Source organism: Novosphingobium sp. (genome assembly GCF_965214355.1).
In the GTDB taxonomy this organism is placed as follows: Bacteria; Pseudomonadota; Alphaproteobacteria; order Sphingomonadales; family Sphingomonadaceae; genus Novosphingobium.
Genome location: NZ_CBDCBI010000002.1, coordinates 3,941,285 through 3,960,714 on the forward strand (window position 1 = coordinate 3,941,285; position 19,430 = coordinate 3,960,714).

15 protein-coding genes are annotated in these 19,430 nt (G+C 64.6%); 4 read left to right on the plus strand and 11 right to left on the minus strand.

From position 1 onward, the window contains the following. Nucleotides 1-12: 12 nt before the first annotated feature. From ACOOE2_RS18100 to ACOOE2_RS18130, 7 genes are all read right to left on the minus strand, one after another. Nucleotides 13-1,614 carry an APC family permease gene (locus ACOOE2_RS18100; protein WP_420384372.1) on the minus strand — a complete coding sequence of 534 codons (1,602 nt, stop codon included), beginning with the start codon at nt 1,612-1,614 and terminating at the stop codon, nt 13-15. A gap of 18 nt (nt 1,615-1,632) precedes the next feature. After that, nucleotides 1,633-3,732: a DUF1989 domain-containing protein gene (locus ACOOE2_RS18105; protein WP_420384373.1), complete on the minus strand. Its 2,100-nt coding sequence runs from the start codon at nt 3,730-3,732 to the stop codon at nt 1,633-1,635. Between the two features lie 152 nt (nt 3,733-3,884). After that, nucleotides 3,885-5,240 (minus strand): NAD(P)-binding domain-containing protein, encoded by a 1,356-nt coding sequence (locus ACOOE2_RS18110; RefSeq protein ID WP_420384374.1) that lies wholly within the window; start codon nt 5,238-5,240, stop codon nt 3,885-3,887. 94 nt (nt 5,241-5,334) lie between these two features. Beyond that, a complete protein-coding gene (locus tag ACOOE2_RS18115) occupies nt 5,335-5,967 on the minus strand; it encodes a helix-turn-helix domain-containing protein (protein WP_420384375.1) in 633 nt (210 codons plus the stop codon). A gap of 177 nt (nt 5,968-6,144) precedes the next feature. Then, entirely contained in the window at nt 6,145-7,203 is a 1,059-nt protein-coding gene (locus ACOOE2_RS18120; RefSeq protein WP_420384376.1) for a heme-dependent oxidative N-demethylase family protein, read from the minus strand. Nucleotides 7,204-7,215: 12 nt separating this feature from the next. Further along, entirely contained in the window at nt 7,216-8,142 is a 927-nt protein-coding gene (locus ACOOE2_RS18125) for a PDR/VanB family oxidoreductase (RefSeq protein WP_420384377.1), read from the minus strand. Next, a complete protein-coding gene (locus tag ACOOE2_RS18130; protein WP_420384378.1) occupies nt 8,139-8,735 on the minus strand; it encodes a dimethylamine monooxygenase subunit DmmA family protein in 597 nt (198 codons plus the stop codon). Before ACOOE2_RS18130 ends, ACOOE2_RS18125 begins: the two co-directional genes overlap by 4 nt. Before the next feature lie 206 nt (nt 8,736-8,941). On the opposite strand from ACOOE2_RS18130, the gene ACOOE2_RS18135 reads away from it, so the two are divergent. The 4 genes from ACOOE2_RS18135 (at nt 8,942) to ACOOE2_RS18150 (ending at nt 15,095) form a co-directional block, all read left to right on the plus strand. Next, nucleotides 8,942-10,075 carry an aminomethyltransferase family protein gene (locus ACOOE2_RS18135; RefSeq protein ID WP_420384379.1) on the plus strand — a complete coding sequence of 378 codons (1,134 nt, stop codon included), beginning with the start codon at nt 8,942-8,944 and terminating at the stop codon, nt 10,073-10,075. Nucleotides 10,076-10,227: 152 nt separating this feature from the next. Beyond that, a complete protein-coding gene (locus tag ACOOE2_RS18140) occupies nt 10,228-11,703 on the plus strand; it encodes an APC family permease (RefSeq protein ID WP_420384380.1) in 1,476 nt (491 codons plus the stop codon). A gap of 15 nt (nt 11,704-11,718) precedes the next feature. Then, complete coding sequence (locus tag ACOOE2_RS18145; RefSeq protein ID WP_420384381.1) at nt 11,719-12,153, plus strand: allene oxide cyclase family protein; 435 nt, start codon at nt 11,719-11,721, stop codon at nt 12,151-12,153. Nucleotides 12,154-12,221: 68 nt separating this feature from the next. After that, nucleotides 12,222-15,095, plus strand: a complete 2,874-nt coding sequence (locus ACOOE2_RS18150; protein ID WP_420384382.1) for an NF038122 family metalloprotease — start codon at nt 12,222-12,224, stop codon at nt 15,093-15,095. On the opposite strand, the gene glnT is transcribed toward ACOOE2_RS18150, so the two are convergent. From glnT to ACOOE2_RS18170, 4 genes are all read right to left on the minus strand, one after another. After that, entirely contained in the window at nt 15,092-16,381 is a 1,290-nt protein-coding gene (gene glnT, locus ACOOE2_RS18155) for a type III glutamate--ammonia ligase (RefSeq protein ID WP_420384383.1), read from the minus strand. The two genes, ACOOE2_RS18150 and glnT, sit on opposite strands and share 4 nt — an antisense overlap. A 159-nt stretch (nt 16,382-16,540) precedes the next feature. Further along, the gene (locus tag ACOOE2_RS18160) at nt 16,541-17,860 is read right to left on the minus strand and encodes an FMN-binding glutamate synthase family protein (RefSeq protein WP_420384384.1); all 1,320 of its coding nucleotides are present in this window, start codon (nt 17,858-17,860) and stop codon (nt 16,541-16,543) included. Nucleotides 17,861-17,867: 7 nt separating this feature from the next. Next, complete coding sequence (locus ACOOE2_RS18165; RefSeq protein ID WP_420384385.1) at nt 17,868-18,554, minus strand: protein glxC; 687 nt, start codon at nt 18,552-18,554, stop codon at nt 17,868-17,870. Next, entirely contained in the window at nt 18,554-19,429 is an 876-nt protein-coding gene (locus tag ACOOE2_RS18170) for a class II glutamine amidotransferase (protein ID WP_420384386.1), read from the minus strand. The genes ACOOE2_RS18165 and ACOOE2_RS18170 overlap by 1 nt, the downstream gene beginning before the upstream one ends. Nucleotide 19,430 lies beyond the last annotated feature (1 nt).

Here is a 19,430-nt window from a genome sequence, read left to right on the forward strand (position 1 = left end):
TTTGAACAATTGTCACGGCAAAACGGCCAGGTGGTGGCTGATCACGATGACAGCGATGCCGGCCAGCACGGTCAGATGCGGCAGATACCCAGCGCCTGATTTCACCCCGGCCTCGGGCTGCAGATGCATGTCGTCCGACATTTCCGCCGGGAACTGCCCCTTGTCGACGACATAATGCCGCCACACAAACACCGGCACGATCAGCGCGACACAGACAAACCCGGTGTACAGCGTGCCCTTGCCCAGCATGTCCGCGCCCACGCCCATCAGCGCCAGATTGACGAACGACAGCACCGTGCCTGCCGCCAGCAGCGGGGTCGGCGCGCGGTACGGGCGTTCCCAGCCGGGCCGGTCCATGCGGTGGATCCACGCCGCGTTGAGATTGAGAAAGTTGAACAGGATATAGCAGACATTCGACACGCCGAGCACGAACACATAGTCCGACATCGACAGCAGGATCAGGTTGAAGCCGAGGTCGGTCCACATCGCCGCGGTCGGCGCGCCGGCATGGTTAACCCGGCTGAGGTATTTCGGCAGCCAGCCATCGGCCGAAGCCTGGTACAGCGTGCGCGAAGACCCGGCCATCGACATGATGATCGCCAGCAGCAGCGCCAGGATCATCATCACCACGATCACGTTTCCGACCACCGGACCCGCCTTGATCATCCCGGCCATCGCCTTGGCCACGCCCATGTTGTCGGCGATATCGGGCGCCAGCATGCCTTTCAGCCCGAGCACGCCCTGAAAACTGATCGGCACGAGCGTAAACACGACCATGCACAGCAGGCCGGAATAGAGGATCGCCTTGAACGTGTCGGTGCGCGGATCGCGGAATTCGCGGGTGTAGCACACCGCGGTCTCGAACCCGTATGTCGACCAGGCTGCGACGAACAGCCCGCCCATGAAAATCGAAATCCCGCCCGCGTTCCAGTGGCCGTTCAGCGGCACGACAGGCCACAGGTTCTGGCGTGGCAGATCGCCGGTAACCAGCGGGACCAGCCCGATCAGCAACAGCGGCAGCAGCGCGATCACGCCCAGCACGACTTGCGTGCGCGCGGTCGAGCTGATCCCGCGATGCTGGATCGCAAACGCGATCAGCAGGAACGCCGCGCCGATGATCGCGGTGGCGTTGATCCGCAGCGTGAGCCCGGCCTTCAGGAACGACAGGTCGGCCAGCGTGACATGCCAGGTGTTGATCGCGGCATCGGCGCCGAACAGGATCGACAGCGAAAACCCGGCGGCCAGACCCGATCCGATCGTCAGCACCGGCGACCAGGCCAGCCAGTTGCACCACACCGAGACCGGCGCAAACAGTTTGGAATAGCGCGCCCAGGCAACCGCGCCATAGACCGACGCGCCGCCCGATTTGTTGGGAAACAGGCCTGCGATTTCAGCATAGCTGAACGCCTGGACAAAGCCGAACAGGATCGAGATCATCCACACCGGCCACGACGCCATGCCGACCGAGGCGGCGATCGTGCCGATCGAAAACAGCACCAGCGCGGGCACACCGCTGGCGATCCAGAACGCGCCGGTCCAGCTTATGCCGCGTTGCAGCCCCGAAACCTCTGCCGGCGCAGACCGAGCGTCTTCGGGTGGCGCTACGGTTGCCATGACTGTTCCTTTTCGGTGTTACGAACGGACCCGGGTCTTGTCCGGGTCGTAATGGGGGAACCGCACGACGTGCGCGCCGATACGTTTCTGCTGCCCGTCGAGTTTACCGATGGTCAGCGCGGTGCCCAGCGCCTTTTGGCTGACATCGACTTTGGCCAGCGCGATCGTGCGGTTCAGGATCGGCGAGCGGGTAGCGCTGGTGATTGCGCCCACCTGCACCCGTCCGGCAAAGACCGGATCGCCATGCCCGATGTGTTCGGCGCCATCGACATCCAGCCCCACCAGCGTGCGCTGCGGATGCTCGCGGCGGCGCGCCAGCGCTTCGGAGCCGATGAACGGCGCGACTTTCGATTTGGGCGCGGCAAAGCCGATGCCGGCCTCGAACGGATCGGTCTGGTCGCAGAATTCGTAGCCGGCAAACACCAGCCCCGCCTCGATCCGCACCATGTCGAGCGCATCGAGCCCTGCCGGCAACAGTCCGCGCGGCGCACCAGCCGCCATCAGCGCGTCCCACAGTTCGGGCGCGCGGGTGGGGTGGCACCACACTTCATAACCAAGTTCGCCGCTGTAGCCGGTGCGCGAAACAACCACCGGAATGTCGCCCAGCTTGCCTGTGGTAAAGCGGAACCAGCCCAGTTCGGCCACCGATGGCTTGTGCCCGGGCGTGGCCACCAAGGGCGCGAGAATTTCGCGCGACAGCGGCCCCTGCAACGCCACATTGGACAGTTGATCGGTCGAGCTGCGCACCCAGACCTGCATGCCGTGTTCGGCCGCCAGCTGGCGCAACCACACGCCGCACCAGTCCTCGCCGCAGACCCAGCGAAAATTCGTCCGGTCGAGCCGGAACACCGTACCGTCGTCGATCATCCCGCCGGTGGCGTGGCACATCGCGGTATAGACGATCTGGCCGATGGCCAGCTTGGTCATGTCGCGCGTGACCGCCAGGTCCATCAGCGCTTCGGCATCGGGGCCGGTAATCTCGGACTTGCGCAACGGTGACAGGTCGAACAGCACCGCGCGCTGGCGGCAGGCCCAGTATTCCGCGATCGCGCCGTGGTTGTTGTAGGCAGCCGGCAGCCAGAACCCGCGATAGTCGACCATCTGCCGGGTCAATGCACTGGTGCGCGGGTGAAATCCGGTTTGGCGAGTCAAGGTTGCTGGCGCGTCTGGGGTCATGCGGTGGGCATTGCCGGGGGTCAGCTCGGCACTCCTGTCATAAAGGCGGACGTGAATGTCGGTCGGGTTCCAGCCATTGGCCGGGTCGACATCGTCGGGACACGATGACGAAGCGCAGACCAGATCGGTCAGCGCGCGCAGCAGCACGTAATCGCCCGGGCGCGACCAGGGTTCGTCGGACGTGATGGTTTCGTCCGCGCCGACGACGGTATTGTAGAAGAAATTGACTGCTGGCCACCCGGCGCGGGGCGCAACGCCATGCGGACCCAGCGCGTTGTTGAAATTTTCGGTGCAGTTGGCATGGCCGGGATAGCCCATGTCGTCGTAATATTTGGCATTGCACGCCAGCAGGAACGTATCGTGGCGACCGACTGTGTCGCGCACGACTTCGACCAGCGGTTGTAGCGCAGCGTTGTAGAACCGCGAATGCAGCCCGGGGCTGGAAAACGAGCGGCCCATCAGCGTGCGCGTGGTCGTCGGATCGAGCCCGAGTTCGCTCCCTTGTTGGAGCGCGGTGGCATCGAATGCCAGGAAATCCGAACATTGCCGGCCGTCGACATCGATGATCTGGATATAGTCGCCTTTGCGCACCGTGTAGGCGCGGGCATTGGCGGCGGGCACGCGCAGATCGAGCGTGGGCTCGGCCAGCGGCGGCGGCAGGTCGTTGGCCGGGTCGGTGCGGGCGATATGGACGTGGATGTCGGTCGCGAAGTCCTGCGCATCGGGCTGCATCGGCGCGCCGGGCGCCCTGACGATGATGGCCTGCGCGGTCGTTGCCGTGAAGGCATGCTCCGCGCCGGCCTGGGCGCCGGCAAGCACCGCGACATCATCGATCAGCGCGGGCTGCAACCCTTCGACGTCGACAATGGTCACGCGGTCGCCGGGCGCCAGATCGATCCGCGCCTCGCCGCCCCCGCGCACGACGATCAAGGTGTCACTCATCTTCTAAAGCCCCTCCCCTTCAGGGGAGGGGTTGGGGTGGGGCCGCGCCCCACTCGCCAACGCCCATGCGGCCGCGGGATGTAGCCGAGAGGCCCCACCCCCGGCCCCTCCCCTGAAGGGGAGGGGGGAAGGCAAGGACAGCTGCTCCACCGTCACACCGTCGCATCGCTGGTGGCCAGAAAGGCCTCCAGCGAATCATCGAGCGCATCCATCCACCGGGTGTGGTGGCGCGGGCTCTGCGTGCCGGTCAGCACCGATTTGTACGAGTGGTTGCGATAGCCCATGATGTCGGCCTGCTTGTCGTGTTCCCACTGCTTGAACAAGGCGCCGACCGCCGCCGTATCGAGACGCGGATAATCGGTCGCGGCGATCAGCTGCGCGACATAATCCGCCTGGAAATCGATCTGTTCCTCAGCTGTCCCGGCGGCTTCCTCGCGCGCCTGCCACGCTTTCCAATCAGTCGTGCGCGTCGCCGCATCGGGAATCGCGATCCGCCCCAGGATCAGGTCGCGAACATACCACGCCTGCGCGTCGAACATGTTGAACGTAAAGAACTGGTCCTGCATCCCGACGTAGAACAGCGCCGGATTGTCCTGCCACACCACGCCCTGCCACAGGTTGCCGGGATAGAGCCGGTTGTGCGTCACCAGCCGCAGATCGTCGGGCAGGAACGGGAAATGGTGCAGATAGCCGGTACACATCACGATCGCGTCGACGGTTTTCGTGCTGCCATCGATGAAATGCGCCAGATTGCCTTCGACTTTGGTCAGCAGCGGCCGCTGTTCGAACTGTTCGGGCCAGGCGAACGGCAAAGGCCGCGTGCGATAGCTGAACGTCACCGATTTCGCGCCGTATTTCACGCATTGCGTGCCGATATCCTCGGCCGAATACGAACTGCCGATCATCAGCACGTCCTTGCCGGCGAATTCGTCGGCGGAGCGGAAATCGTGGGCGTGCAGCACGCGGCCCGGGAACGTTTCGATGCCGGCGAAATGCGGCACATTGGGCGTGGAAAAATGCCCCGACGACACGATCACATGGTCAAAGGTTTCTTCATACAAACGGTCGGCGATCTGGTCCTTGACCCGCACGGTGAACAGCTTTGTCGCTTCGTCCCACCGCACATCGCGCACCGGGCTGTTGAACCGCACCTTGTCGCGCACGCCCGCCTTGGCAACGCGGCCCATGATATAATCGTGGAGCACCGCGCGCGGCGGATACGACGGTATCGGCCGGCCGAAATGCTCCTCGAACGAGTAGTCGGCGAATTCCAGGCATTCCTTCGGCCCGTTCGACCACAGATAGCGGTACATCGAACCATGGACCGGTTCGCCATACTGATCGAGCCCGGTGCGCCAGGAGTATTTCCACAGGCCGCCCCAATCGTCCTGCTTTTCAAAGCAGACGACCTCGGGAACATCGACACCCTTGGCTTTCGCGCTTTGAAATGCGCGCAGCACGGCAAGGCCGCTGGCCCCGGCACCGATCACTGCAATCCGCTTGGCCATGATGTCTCCCAACTCCCGAATTTGGTGCCGAAGCGATAAACCCCGGCCCCCAAAGCGTCAACTACGGGGAAAACAAATTTCCCTCAAAGAACTCTCAGCCGGACCCGCCGGCGCGCGGATAGACGATGATCGACAGATAGCGGATCACGCCTTCCCCCCGTGTTTCGGGCCCATGCTGCGCCTGGCTGTCGAACAACAGCGTGTCACCGGGTTTCAGGTCATAGCTGCGATCGCCGTGGCGATATGCGAGATGGCCCTCGAGCATGTAGATGAGCTCGGTCCCGCTGTGCGAGAAACTGGTATAGGGCAGCGCGTCGGGCGCGAGCGTGATCAGATAGGGCTCGATCGCCAGGTCGCCGCTCAGCAGATGGCCGAGCAACTGATAGATATGCCCGGCCTTGGTGCCGCGCCGCTCGATCTTCACGCCTTCGCCGGCGGCAACATACGAACAGTCCTGGCGATCCTCGGCCAGTGCAAACAGGGCCGAAATCGGCACATTGAGCGCCTGCGCCAGCGAATGGACCGAGGTCAGCGACGGCGATATCTGGCCATTTTCGATTTTGGACAACATGCCGGTCGACAGCCCGGCGGCGGCGCTGAGATCGGCCACCGACAGATCCTGCTGCCGCCGCAATTGCCGCACGCGCAGGCCAAGTGCCTTTTCCAGCGCGCGCGGATCATTGCGCGGCGCGCCCGATCCGGTGGGGAACGGTTCTGTTTCCGCCAAGTCAGTCCCGCGCGCGTTTCGTGGCATTCTCAACTTCTTCCTTAAGCCCCTCCCCTTCAGGGGAGGGGTTGGGGTGGGGCCTCTCGGCTACAACCCCATGGTGCGATGATCCAAAAGCCTTGGCGCGTGGGGATAGGCCCCACCCCCAGCCCCTCCCCTGAAGGGGAGGGGGGCAGGTCAGCGTATGTGCGCCACATCGGGCGCAATACCCGCCGAGGTCTCTGCACCATCGTCGAACTGCGCCAGATGCGCGACCAGGATGTCGTGGTATCGCGTCTGCCCCTTGTACGCGATGACCTCGGGATCAAGATCGCGGATCACGCGGTGCAACCGCCGGCCCCATTTGGGCACGCGCGTCAGGTCATCGAGGCTGGCAAGATACGCGCGGATCCCGAACAGCAGCGCGTTGGAGCGCGGCAGGCGAAAGAAGCTCTGCAATTCCACACGCAGGAACAGCTTTGCTCCGATGTTTTCCGGCGTCAGCGTCGTGCGATCGGGGCCCCAGATCGGAAAGTTTTCAGGCGACGTATCCAGCCGCGGGTTTATCGTCAGGGTCCAGTTCAGCCGCCGCGCCGGATGGCCATAGCGCACGCGCATCAGGTATTGCAGCGCGCGATCGAACACCCCGGCTTGGTGCGCCAATGGCACCGGTCCGTGCCATTCATGGAACGTCATCCCGACATCGAACGCCAGGCTCCAGTCGGCGGGCGTCGTCGCGATGCCGCCATCGATATACAGCGTGCCGTCGCGCTGATCCTGCAATGTGAAATCGCCCTGCGCCTGGCGCGCGATATATTCGAACGGCGGGTGTGGCAGCGTTCCTGCATCGCCAAAGCGGAACGCCTGATGCAGGCCCAGCGGCCGGTTGGTCCAGGTCCAGTCAAGGCCGTCGCGCTCCAGCACGAAGTCCTCGGGATAATCGGCCGCCAGGCTTTCCATGATCAGCTCGAGCGTGTCCCATTGCGCCGCATCCATATGCGGCAGGACCAGGCACCGCCCGGGCTCGTGCGCGAGCATCGTTGCGCGTTCGGCGCATTCGGACACGTAATGTTCGTCGACATCGAACGCGACCGAAAACGGGCTGCCTGCTCCGGTGCGGCGGTGTGGCTCGATATTGACGCCATACATGTATCCGTCCTCGCCGAACGGGAACGGAAAGCGCAGGACTGCATCGTCGCTGTTGCCGTAGCGATAGTCGTCCCGGAACGTTTCGTCAGCTTTGAAGCGCGTGGCCATGGCAGGGAATCCCTAGATATCGAGCACGAGTGTAGCAGTCTTGCTGCGCGAGACACAGGGCATCACGAATGACGCGCGTTCGGCGGGGCTGAGGTAATGATCGCGGTGTTCGGGCGTGCCGTCCAGCACCGGTACCATGCACACCCCGCAGGCCCCGCCCCGGCACAGCGATTGCGCAGCGATGCCTGCCGCCTCGATCGCGGCGAGCATCGTCTGGTTTGCCGCGACCGCAATTTCGATCCCCGATTTCGCCAGCCGCAGCGTGAACGGCTCGCCCCCGCTCGCGCCGAAATCCTCGCGGTGCACATGGCTGGCAGGCCAGCCGAGCCCGGCGGCAGCAGCCTCGACCGCGTTCATCATGCCGGCCGGGCCGCACGTATAGAGATGTGTGCCCAGCGGTTGCGGGGCAAGCAGCGCGGCAAAGTCGAACACGCCATCTGCCGCATGGACATGAACCCGTTCGCCGGGATGCGCATCGAGCAGAGCCTCGAACACACCGGTTTCGGCAGGGCCGGCAAGCTGGTGCAGCTCGAACGGAATGCGGGCGCCGCGCAGATGCGCGATAAACGCCAGCATCGGGGTCACGCCGATGCCGCCGCCGATCAACAGATGCTTGCGTGCCTGGCTGTGCAGCGCAAACAGGTTGTGCGGTACGGTCGCCGGGATCACATCGCCGGGCGCCAGCACATCGTGAATGTGCCGCGATCCGCCGCGCGACTGCGGGGTGCGGCGCACGATCAGTTCGTATCCGGCGTCGGGCTCGGCCGAAACCAGCGTATAGGAATTGTGCCCGGCGGGCAGTGTCAGCGTAATATGCGCGCCCGGCGCTGCCGGCGGCAGCCGCGCGCCATCGGCGGACACCAGATGCAACCGCCGCAATCCGGGCGCGACCAAAGTGGCATCGGCCACACGCAGCAGCAGGGTCTGACCATCCATCATGCGCTGCGCTCCCAGCCGCTCAGGTCTTCGGCCACCGGCAGCTCGCCCGGCGCTTCGGCATCGACCTGCACCCCCATCCAGGCGTTGTGCGCGCGCGAAAAATGGTCGCGCACGCCCAGCGTCGCGCCGCATCCCGCGCAAGTGACCAGCGTTGCGGTGACGTCGGGATTGATGTGGCGGCAATGCACGCAACTGACGCGGCGAACCGACGCGCCGGTGGCATAAAGCTGCATTTCGTCGCGCCCCATGCCGGCCTCCCGCGCCAGATTGGCCACGTCCCACACGAACGGTTCGCAGCCCGTGACATAAAGGCGCAGGCCCATCGTTTCGGTGGCGAGCCGGTGGCGCAGCATGGCGAGCAAGTGCGCGGCCGAGCGGAAATGTTTGTGGCCTGCACCGGGGAGCGGTTCGGGCAGGGCGTGGGCGTGGGCGACGATGCTCCAGCGCTCGGGAAAATCGGCAAGACCGATGCCGGCGGTAAAGACAGTCGCGGCGATGGCAGTCTGGTCCGCCACGAGCAAATGCGCCCGCGCGCTGCTGTCGGGCGCAATCGGGGCGTAGCGGGGGCGGTTGCTGGCGGGCATCGCACTCATTTTTTCCGGCATCTCCGATGGTTTTTGCGCCGGAGACACCCCGGCAGCGATCGTGCGCAAACTTTCCCAAGAGGAAATAAATTTGTCAATGAGGCAATTCTCATCTCGACAGCGCGAAACCCCGTTGATACCTCGTCTAGCCGTAAAAGGAACCGGTTCCCGCGCAGGAAATCGGCCCGAACCATCGCTCATCCGAGAGGTTGCCCATGCCCGATTCCTGGCGTTTTTCCGCTCTTGCCAGCCGCCACCGCGCACTCGGCTCCGCGCTGGAGGACTGGAACGGCATGGGCACGGCCTGGACCTATGCGCACGATGTGCAGGACGATCATACGATGATCCGCACGCGCGCCGGGCTGATGGATGTGTCGGGGCTGAAGAAAGTGCACCTGGTGGGCCCGCACGCCAATGGCGTGCTCGACCTGATCACCACGCGCTCGGTTGGCAAGATCACGCCGGGCCGCTCGGCTTATGCGACGATGCTCGATGACGACGGGCATTTCATCGACGATTGCATCCTGTATCGCATGGGGCCCGACAGCTGGATGGTGGTGCATGGTTCGGGCGCGGGGCATGAGGCGCTGGTTTCGGCGAGCCAGGGCCGTAATGTCGCGATGCTGTTCGACGATGACCTGCACGATTTGTCGTTGCAGGGGCCACTGGCGGTCGATTTCCTGGCCGAGCACGTGCCGGGGATTCGCGATCTCAAATATTTCAACCACATGGGCGCGCGGCTGTTCGGCGCGCCGGTGCTGATCTCGCGCACCGGCTATACCGGCGAACGCGGATACGAGATTTTCTGCCGCGCGGCCGATGCGCCGATGCTCTGGGACACCATCCTCGACCAGGGCAAGGCGATGGGCATCGGCCCGGCCGCGTTCACCGCGCTCGATCTGTTGCGCGTCGAAAGCTATCTGCTGTTCTATCCCTATGACATGTCGGAATTTTTCCCGTTTGCCGATGGCTCGACCGGCGACAGTTTGTGGGAACTGGGGCTCGATTTCACCGTCAGCAAGGACAAGACCGGCTTTCGCGGCGCCGAGGCGCATGCGCGCCTGAAGGGCAAGGAGCGGTTCAGGATCTACGGCATCGAGCTGAGCTCGGACAAAGCGCCCGAGACCGGTGACAAAGTGCTGCTCGATGGCCGCGAAGTGGGTGTGGTGACGATCGGCATGGTGTCGAAACTGACCGGGCGTTCGCTGGGCATCGCGCGGCTGGACACCGAATGCGCTGTCGCGGGCACAGCGCTGACGCTGGTCGGCGCACAAGGCACCGTCGCCGCAACCGCACAACCGCTGCCGTTCGACGACCCCAAGAAAACGAAGCGCACTGCGGTCGGCTGAGGCGCAATACTTGACCGAGGAGGGCCCACCTCTCCCCACACGTCGCCCCGGACGAGGAATGTGGGGTGATGGAGCGCACCCCTGTGATCGCACAAGGCACTTGCATCCGCGCGCGCCATTGGGGATGTTGCCGGGGCATTTGGGGGGAACCGATGGCCGATCTGACGAACAGCGATGACGACGACCTGAAAGCGCTCGGCTATTCGGCGCAGTTCGAGCGGTCGATGTCGCTGTGGGAAAATTTCGCGCTCGGGTTCACCTACCTGTCGCCCGTCGTCGGGGTCTATTCGGTGTTCGGCATCGGTATGGCCGCCGCCGGCCCGCCGATGTTCTGGTGGTACCTGATCGCCGCGGTGGGCCAGTTGATCGTGTGCCTGACATTTTGCGAAGTCGTGTCGCAATTCCCGATCTCGGGCGGGCTGTACCCGTGGTGCCGGCGCCTGGTCGGCAAGAAATGGGCGTGGATGGCCGGGTGGATCTATGGCTGGGCGCTGTTCACCTCGATCGCGGCGGTCTCGGCAGGTGCGGCGCCGTTCGTTGGCCCGTTGCTGGGGTTCAAGGTGACACCCGTTTCTTCCGGACTGATCGCGATCGCGCTCGTCGTGTTTTCCACCCTGACCAATCTGGCGGGCACGCGCATGCTCGCGCGCGTTGCCATGTTCGGGTTCGTCTGCGAAATCCTGGGCGCGATCGTCGTCGGCGCGTTCCTGCTGCTGTTTCACCGGCATCAACCGATCGGCGTATTGTTTCAGACATACGGGCTGGTCAGGCAAGGCGCTTACGCCCCCGCATTCATGGGCGCAGCGATCGTCGGGCTGTTCACCTGCTACGGCTTCGAGGCCTGCGGCGATGTCGCGGAAGAAACGCCCAACCCGGGCGTTGCCATCCCCAAGGCGATGAAATCGACCATCTACGTGGGCATGTCGGCCTCGGTGTTCGTGTGCCTGGCGCTGATCCTGTCGCTGCCCGATGTGATGGCGGTGATCACCGGGCGCAGCGCCAACCCGATCGAGGACGCGCTCAATGCCGCATTCGGCCCGATCGGCGCCAAGGCGGTCGTGCTGGTGGTGCTGGTGTCGTTCCTGTCGTGCGCGCTCAGCATGCAGGCGGCGGCAAGCCGGCTGCTGTATGCCTATGCGCGCGACGAAATGGTCATCGCCAGCGGGTTCCTGAGCAAAGTATCAAAGACGCACCATGTGCCGATGAATGCGCTGGTCGTGTCGGGGCTGATCGCCGCGGCGATCCTGGTGCTGGGCATGTTCTTTGCCGATGCGGTGGGCACGATCGTCAGCTTTGCCGTCGTCGGGATCTACGCCGGGTTTCAGATGGTGGTGATCGGATCGACATTTGCCCGCGCGCGCGGATGGCAGCCGCATGGGCGCTACCGGCTGGGCCAATGGGGCTGGCCGGTCAATGTCGCGGGGATCGTATGGGGGATCAGCGCGATCGCGATCATGCTGCGCCCGGCCGATGGTGCGCTGCCCTGGTATGCGGCCTATGGCATGGCACTGACCTTTGGCGCGGTGATCGTCACGGGCCTGGTGTACATGGCGCTGGGCCGGCCATTCGATCGCAGCGATGCGCCCGCCGGCGATGCCTGGCTGCGCCGCGCGCCTGTTCAGTCATAAGAGGGAGAGTTGACCATGACCAAAACCACCTGGATCGCCATCGCTGCACTGGGACTTGCCGTTCCCGCCCATGCCGCGCCGGCGGCGACCATGGATTTCGTCGAGCGCGCCGATACCGACACGGTCAGCGTGAAGGGCGGCAGCGCGGCGGACAATGTCGGCGACGTGATGACCTTCACCAATCCGATCTACGACGCGGCCAACACGACGAAAGTCGGCACCGACCAGGGCTATTGCGTGCGGATGATCGTGGGCAAGATGTGGGAATGCCACTGGACGACCACGCTCGCCACCGGGCAGATCATGGTCGACGGTCCGGTCGGCGATGCCGGTGATACCGTGCTGGTGGTTACTGGCGGCACCGGCGCCTATCGCGGAGTGCGCGGCGAAATGAGCATCCACGCGCGTGATGCCAAGGCGAGCGCCTACGATTTCCACTTCCGCCTATAGGGTTCACCCCGCTTGTACGGCCTGTCTTTCAAGCTAAAACTGCAGGTCGTGCTCGGGCGGGGGTTGTCATGATCATAAACTACACGATTGCCGGCAACGGTGCGCCCGCCGGCTTTGCCACGGCTGTCGCCGCCGCGGTGCAATATTTCGAAACCACGCTGACCAACACGGTCACCGTCAACCTGACGTTTACCTGGGGGCCATTGTCCAACGGGATCGTCGGCGAAACCGACTTCGGCAGCAATTTCGGCAACGTCAGCTATGCCAGCTGGCGTGCCGCGCTGCTCGCCAATGCCTCGGCCAGCGGCGCCGATGCCGATAACCTGACCGCAGCGCAGGCGCTGCCGGCGACCGACCCGCTCGGCAATGGCAAGGTGGTGGTGTCGTACCCCTATGCCTCGGCGATCGGCCTGGCGATACCGGGCGAAACCAGCGATCCGGCCGCGACCGATGCGACGATCACCCTGTCATCGGCGCTGTCCTATACATTCGATCCCGCACACCGGACCGTTGCCGGCGATTACGATGCGATTGCTGCGCTGGAACATGAAATCAGCGAAGCGCTTGGGCGCATAGCCGGCAGCGACGGGTATGATCCCGGCAGCAGCAAGGCCGCCTCCACGATTTCGAAGCCCAACCCGCTCGATTTTTTCCGCTATGCCAATGGCACCGGCGCGCTCGACACGAGCACCAGCTATGCAAATGCCTCGTTTTCGCTGACCGGCGCGACCAACCTGATCCAAATGGGCGAAGAGGGTGGCGATCTCAGCGACTGGGGCACGTCGGTGACCGGCGACTTGGTTGGCTATGCGTATAGCAGTATCCCGGAAACGTTCACCGCGGTCGATCTTCAGGCAATGGCCGCGATCGGATGGCACATCGCGCCAGCTACCGCGCTCGATATCACGGCCGGCGATGATTCGTTTTCACCCTCTGGTGCTGCGGTCACTGTCATTGACGGCCTGCCCGGCCTGTCCATCACCGGCAATGGCAATACATTGGCCTTTGGCACCGGTGACACTGCCTTGGTCACCGGCAACAACAACCAGATCACGATTTCGGGTAGCAGCAGCACGATAACCGTCGCCGGTTCGGGCAACACCGTGGCAATGAATGCCATCGCCGATCAGGTCACGCTGACGGGCAGTGGCAACGCGGGCGGCAGCGGCGATGTCGTTAACGTGGCGGCGGGCAGCGGCGACGTGTATCTGGGCGACGACAGTACCATCACGGTGACCGGGCCGTTTGCAAACATCGTAGTGGGTGGCAACGATCACGCGACGATCGAGACGATGAGCGGCGGGCTGACAATCGGCGGCAGTGGCACGACGGCCACGCTGACGGGCAACCTGTCCGTGGTGTTCCAGGCCGCAGGCAGCACCGTTGAAACCGCCGACGGTTCGCAAGTCACTGTCCAGGGCGACGGCGACACGATCAACGCGGGCAATAACGAGACTGTCAATCTTACCAATGTAGCAGGCGGCACTGGCGATCTGCTGACTGTGACCGGCACCGGCACAGCTGTAAAAGTCGCCAATTTCCGGTTCCTGAATCAGGCCGAGACAATCGATTTTCAGGCAGGGGGCCAAGTAACCGTCTACGGCGATTCAATGGTGGTCGTGAACGGCAATGGCGTGTCGGCGCAAGTGGGCGTTAACGACGATGTCACTTTAAACGGCAGCGGCGCGACGGTTGCGGTAGCCGGTACCGGATCGACAATTGCGCTCACCCAGGGCGGCACTGTGATCGTGGCCGCAGGCTCGCAAGTTGCGGTGACCGGGCCGGGCGTCACGGCCAGTCTGGCCGCATCGGGTACGCTGGCACTGGCGGGCGGCAATGGCGTGGTGAATGCAGGTGGCGGCGATGCGGTCACGCTGTCGAACACCGCAGGCGCCTGGGACAGCGTGTCCGGATCGGGCGCCGCCTTGACGCTGTCGGGCGCACAATCCGCGGTCATCGGCGGCGCCAATACGATAGGTTTTGACGCAGGCACCACCGGCAATGTCGCCGGGCTCTATGCGACCGCAGGCAGCTGGGACCAGATAACGGGATCGGGCGGCACGATCTACCTGACCGGGGCGCAGGCCGCGATCCTGGGCGCAGGCAATGCGGTAAGCTTCGCCGGCGGCACCGGCAATGCCGCCGGATTGTACGACACCACCGGCACATGGGACAGCGTGTGGGCGCCAGGTGGCGACACGGTCTATCTGACCAATGCCCAGGCGGCGATCGCCGGCGGCGGCGACGCAATCAGCTTTGCCGGCGGCACCGGCAACATCGCCGGATTGTATGCCACCGGCGGCGCGTGGGACAGCGTGTGGGCGCCGGACGGTGACACCATCTACCTGACCAGCGCACAAGCCGCGATCACCGGCGGCGGCAATGCGATCAGCTTTGCCGGTGGTAGCGGCAATATCGCCGGACTGTACGACACCGGCACCACCGCCGACACCGTCTGGGCGCCGGGGGGCGACACGATCTATTTGACCAGCGCGCAGGCCACGATCACCGGCGGCGGCAATGTCATCGGTTTTGCCGGCGGCACGGGCAATGTCGCGACCATAACCGACACCGCCGGCGCATGGGATTCGGCCTGGGCGTCAAACGGCACGCTCAACCTCCATAGCGCACAAGTCGCGATCACCGGCAGCGGCGACACGATCGGCTTTGCCGGCGGCAACACCGCCAGCCTGAACGGCGCAAACCAGACACTGGCGTTTCAACAGGGCATCGGCGGCCAGGACGTGATCAACGGTTTTGCCGCGACCGACACGATCCAGCTGAGCGCGACCGATTTCAGCAGCTGGGCCTATCTGCTCAATTCAGGCGCGATGGCGCAAGTCGGTGCGGATACCGTGATCACGCTCGATGCGGCGGATACGATCCGGCTGACCGGCGTGACGGCGTCGAGCCTGGGTTCTGCGCAGTTCCGCTTCGCCTAGCAATCCAGCGTCGTCGCGCGTTCCCACTCGGTCAGGTGGCGGGTGTAGTCGTTCCATTCGGAATGCTTGAGCTTGGTGTAGGCGGGGACCAGTGCGGGCATCGCTTCGCCCAGCACGGCGTTGGTTTCCAGCGCGCGGATGGCATCGAGCAGGTTCAGCGGCAGTTTGGGGACATTGCCGATCTGCTCGCCATGCGTGTACATGTTGATATCGAGGCGCGGACCCGCATCACGGGTGTTCGTAATGCCGTCGAGGCCGGCCGCGAGCGCCACGGCGGGCAGCAGGTAGGGATTTACCGCGCCGTCGGCCAGGCGCAGTTCCAGGCGGTTGGGTTCGGGCACACGGATCATGTGCGTCCGGTTGTTGCCGGTCCACGTCACCGAGTTGGGCGACCAGGTCGCGCCCGAATTGGTGCGCGGGGCATTGATGCGTTTGTAGCTGTTGACCGTGGGGTTGGTGATCGCGGCCATCGCCGGCGCACTGTGCAGCAACCCGCCGATGAAATGCCGCGCCACGTCGGTGATGTCGCCGTCGCCGGCAAAGGCATTGTCCTCACCACGCCACATCGACAAGTGGATGTGGCAGCCGTTGCCGGTGAGGTTGATGAACGGCTTGGGCATGAATGTCGCGCGCAGCCCATGCTTTTCGGCGACCGACTTGGCCATGAACTTGAAGAAAGCCATGCGGTCGGCGGTGACCAGCGCGTCGTCGTAATGCCAGTTCATTTCGAACTGGCCGTTCGCGTCCTCGTGGTCGTTCTGGTACGGTTTCCACCCCAGATCGAGCATCGCGTCGCAGATTTCGGTGATCACGTCGTAATTGCGCATCAGCGCCTGCTCGTCGTAGCAGGGTTTGACATGCGTATCGGCGGTATCGGCAATGGCCTTGCCATCGGGCGTGATCAGGAAAAATTCGCATTCGACCCCGGTTTTCAGCTGATAGCCGAGCTCGGCCGCGCGCGCGATCTGCGCCTTCAGCGCATTGCGCGGGCTGGCCTCGACCGGCTGCCCTGCCATCCACAAGTCCGACGCCAGCCAGCCCACTTGCGGCTTCCACGGCAGCTGGATCAGGCTGTCGGGATCGGGCCGGGCAAACAGGTCGGGATCGGCGGGCGACATGTCGAGCCAGGTGGCAAAGCCGGCAAAGCCCGCGCCGTTCTTCTGCATTTCGCCGATCGCTGCGGCCGGCACCAGCTTCGCGCGCTGTTCGCCGAACAGGTCGGTGTACGAGATCAGGAAGTACTTGATGCCCTTGGCCTGGGCGATTGCGGCAAGGTCTTTGCTCATCGGGGCATCCTTTCGTGAAAGCTTGAGCCCCTCCCCTTCAGGGGAGGGGTTGGGGTGGGGCCTCTCCCCACTCGCCGGCGCTGATCTTGTCCATGCTGCCGTGGGTTATAGCCGAGAGGCCCCACCCCCGGCCCCTCCCCTGAAGAGGAGGGGAGAAGGTCAAAAACGCGCGCCCGGAATCCAGTCGGTTCCGGCCAGCGGCACGCGCGCCATCGCAGCCGCCTCAATCGTCAGCGCGACCAGGTCTTCGGGCTCCAGATTGTGCAGATGGCTTTTGCCGCAGGCGCGCGCGATCGTCTGCGCCTCCAGCGTCAGCACCGCCAGGTAATTGGCCAGCCGCCGCCCCGCCGCCACCGGATCAAGCCGCGCGGCCAGGACCGGATCCTGCGTGGTGATCCCCGCCGGATCGCGGCCTTCGTGCCAGTCGTCGTACGCGCCGGCGGTCGTGCCGAGCGCGTTGTATTCGGCCTCCAGATGCGGATCGTTGTCGCCCAGCGCAACCAGCGCCGCCGTGCCGATCGCCACCGCATCGGCACCCAGCGCCAACGCCTTGGCGACATCGGCGCCATTGCGGATACCGCCCGACACGATCAGCTGCACCTTGCGATGCATGCCCAGATCCTGCAGCGCCTGCACCGCCGGACGAATCGCGGCCAGGATCGGAATGCCGACATGCTCGATAAACACGTCCTGCGTCGCCGCCGTGCCGCCCTGCATGCCGTCGAGCACGACCACATCCGCGCCCGATTTCACCGCCAGCGCAACGTCGTAATACGGCCGGGTCGCACCGACTTTCACATAGATCGGCTTTTCCCAATCGGTGATTTCGCGCAGTTCCTCGATCTTGATTTCGAGGTCATCGGGTCCGGTCCAGTCGGGGTGGCGGCACGCGGACCGCTGGTCGATGCCTTTGGGCAGCGTGCGCATCGCGGCCACGCGGTCGGAAATTTTCTGCCCCAGCAGCATGCCCCCGCCGCCGGGCTTGGCGCCCTGGCCGATCACCACTTCGATCGCATCGGCCTTGCGGATGTCATCGGGGTTCATGCCATAGCGGCTCGGCAAATACTGATAGACCAGGGTCTGCGACTGGCCGCGCTCTTCGGATGTCATCCCGCCATCGCCGGTGGTGGTGCTGGTACCCGCGATCGTCGCACCGCGCCCCAGCGCCTCTTTCGCCTGCGCCGACAGCGCGCCAAAGCTCATGCCCGCGATCGTGATCGGGGTTTTCAGATGGATCGGTTTCTTGGCAAAACGCGTGCCGAGCCAGACGTCGGTGGCGCACTTTTCGCGATAGCCCTCAAGCGGATAGCGCGAGACCGAGGCGCCCAGAAACAGCAGGTCGTCGAAATGCGGCAGCGCGCGTTTTGTCCCGCCGCCGCGGATATCGTAAATGCCGGTCGCGGCCGCGCGGCGGATTTCCGCCAGCGTGTGCGGATCGAATGTCGCGGAAAAGCGCGGCAAGGTTTTTGGCGTTTCCATGGGTTTCTCAATAGGCCGAAGCGTTGTCGACGTGGAAATTGTACAGCCCGCGCGCCGAACCATAGCGGCGGAATTCGCTCGGGCTGACGCCTTCGACGCCCGCCTCGTTCAACAGCGCCGTCAGAATTTCGACGTGTTCGGGCCGCAGGTCTTTCTCGATGCAATCCGCGCCCAGGCTTTTGACCGTGCCGCGCACGAAGATCCGCGTCTCGTACAGGCTGTCGCCCAACGCTTCGCCGGCATCGCCCAGCACCACCAGATTGCCCGCCTGCGCCATGAACGCCGACATTGGCCCGATCGAGCCCTTGACGACGATATCGACGCCCTTCATCGAAATGCCGCAGCGCGCCGAGGCATTGCCGTCGATCACCAGCAGGCCGCCATGCGCGGTCGCGCCCGCCGCCTGGCTGGCATCGCCCTTCACATGCACCCGGCCCGACATCATGTTTTCGGCAACGCCGACCCCCGCGTTGCCGTTGACGATGACGGTCGCCTGCTGGTTCATGCCCGCGCAATAGTAGCCGGCATGGCCATCGATCTCGATCGTCACCGGCGCATTGACGCCCGCGGCCAGCGCATGTGCACCATCGGGATTGGCGACGTGCCACTGCGTTTCATTGGTGTTGGCAGGCAAGGCATGCAGCGCGGCATTCAGGTCGCGCCTGGTGGTGACAGCCAGATCGATGTTCGGCATCAATTGCGCTCCCAAACGTAGGCGTGCGCCGGTTCGGGCTCGAAAATGCGCGCGTGTTCGATCCCGGGCAGACCCACGAGCGCCCGGTATTCGGAGCCGAACGCGACGTACTGGTCGGTTTCGGCCATGACCGCCGGCTTGCACGAAATCGGATCGCGCATCACCGCAAAGCCGTTTTCGGTGCCGATCACGAATGTATAAAACCCGTCGAGATCTTCCAGCCCTGCCTCGAGCGCCGCAGTCAGGCTGTCGCCCTCGCGCAGGCGCCAGCTGATATAGCCCGCCGCGACTTCGCTGTCGTTGTCGGTCGCAAACGACAGCCCTTCATGTTCGAGCTTGCGGCGCAGCGAACGATGGTTCGACAGCGAGCCGTTGTGGACCAGGCACTGGTCGCGCCCGGTTGAAAACGGATGCGCGCCGTCGGTCGTCACGGCCGATTCGGTTGCCATGCGGGTGTGGCCGATGCCATGCGTTCCCGCCATCGCGGGCAGTGCAAACCGGTCGGCGACCTGGCGTGGCAGGCCGATGTCCTTGTACAATTCGATGCGTTTGCCGGTGCCTGTCACCACCAGGTCGGGGCGATTGAGCGCGATCCAGCCACGCACCTGGTCCTCGGCCTGGGCCGCAAACGACAGCACCATGTGCGTGTCGCGCAAAACGGCGGTGGCGACATCGGCCAGCGCGGCGGCGACATCATCGAGCCGGGCACCGCGCACGGTGATCTTCAGATGGTTCGCACTGCCGCCGCCATAGACCGCAAAGCCCGCGCTATCGGGGCCGCGGCTGGTCATGACGACCAGCATATCGGCCAGCAACCGGCCCAGTTCAGGCTCAAGCGCCGGGTCCTTCAGGAACAGGCCGACAATTCCGCACATG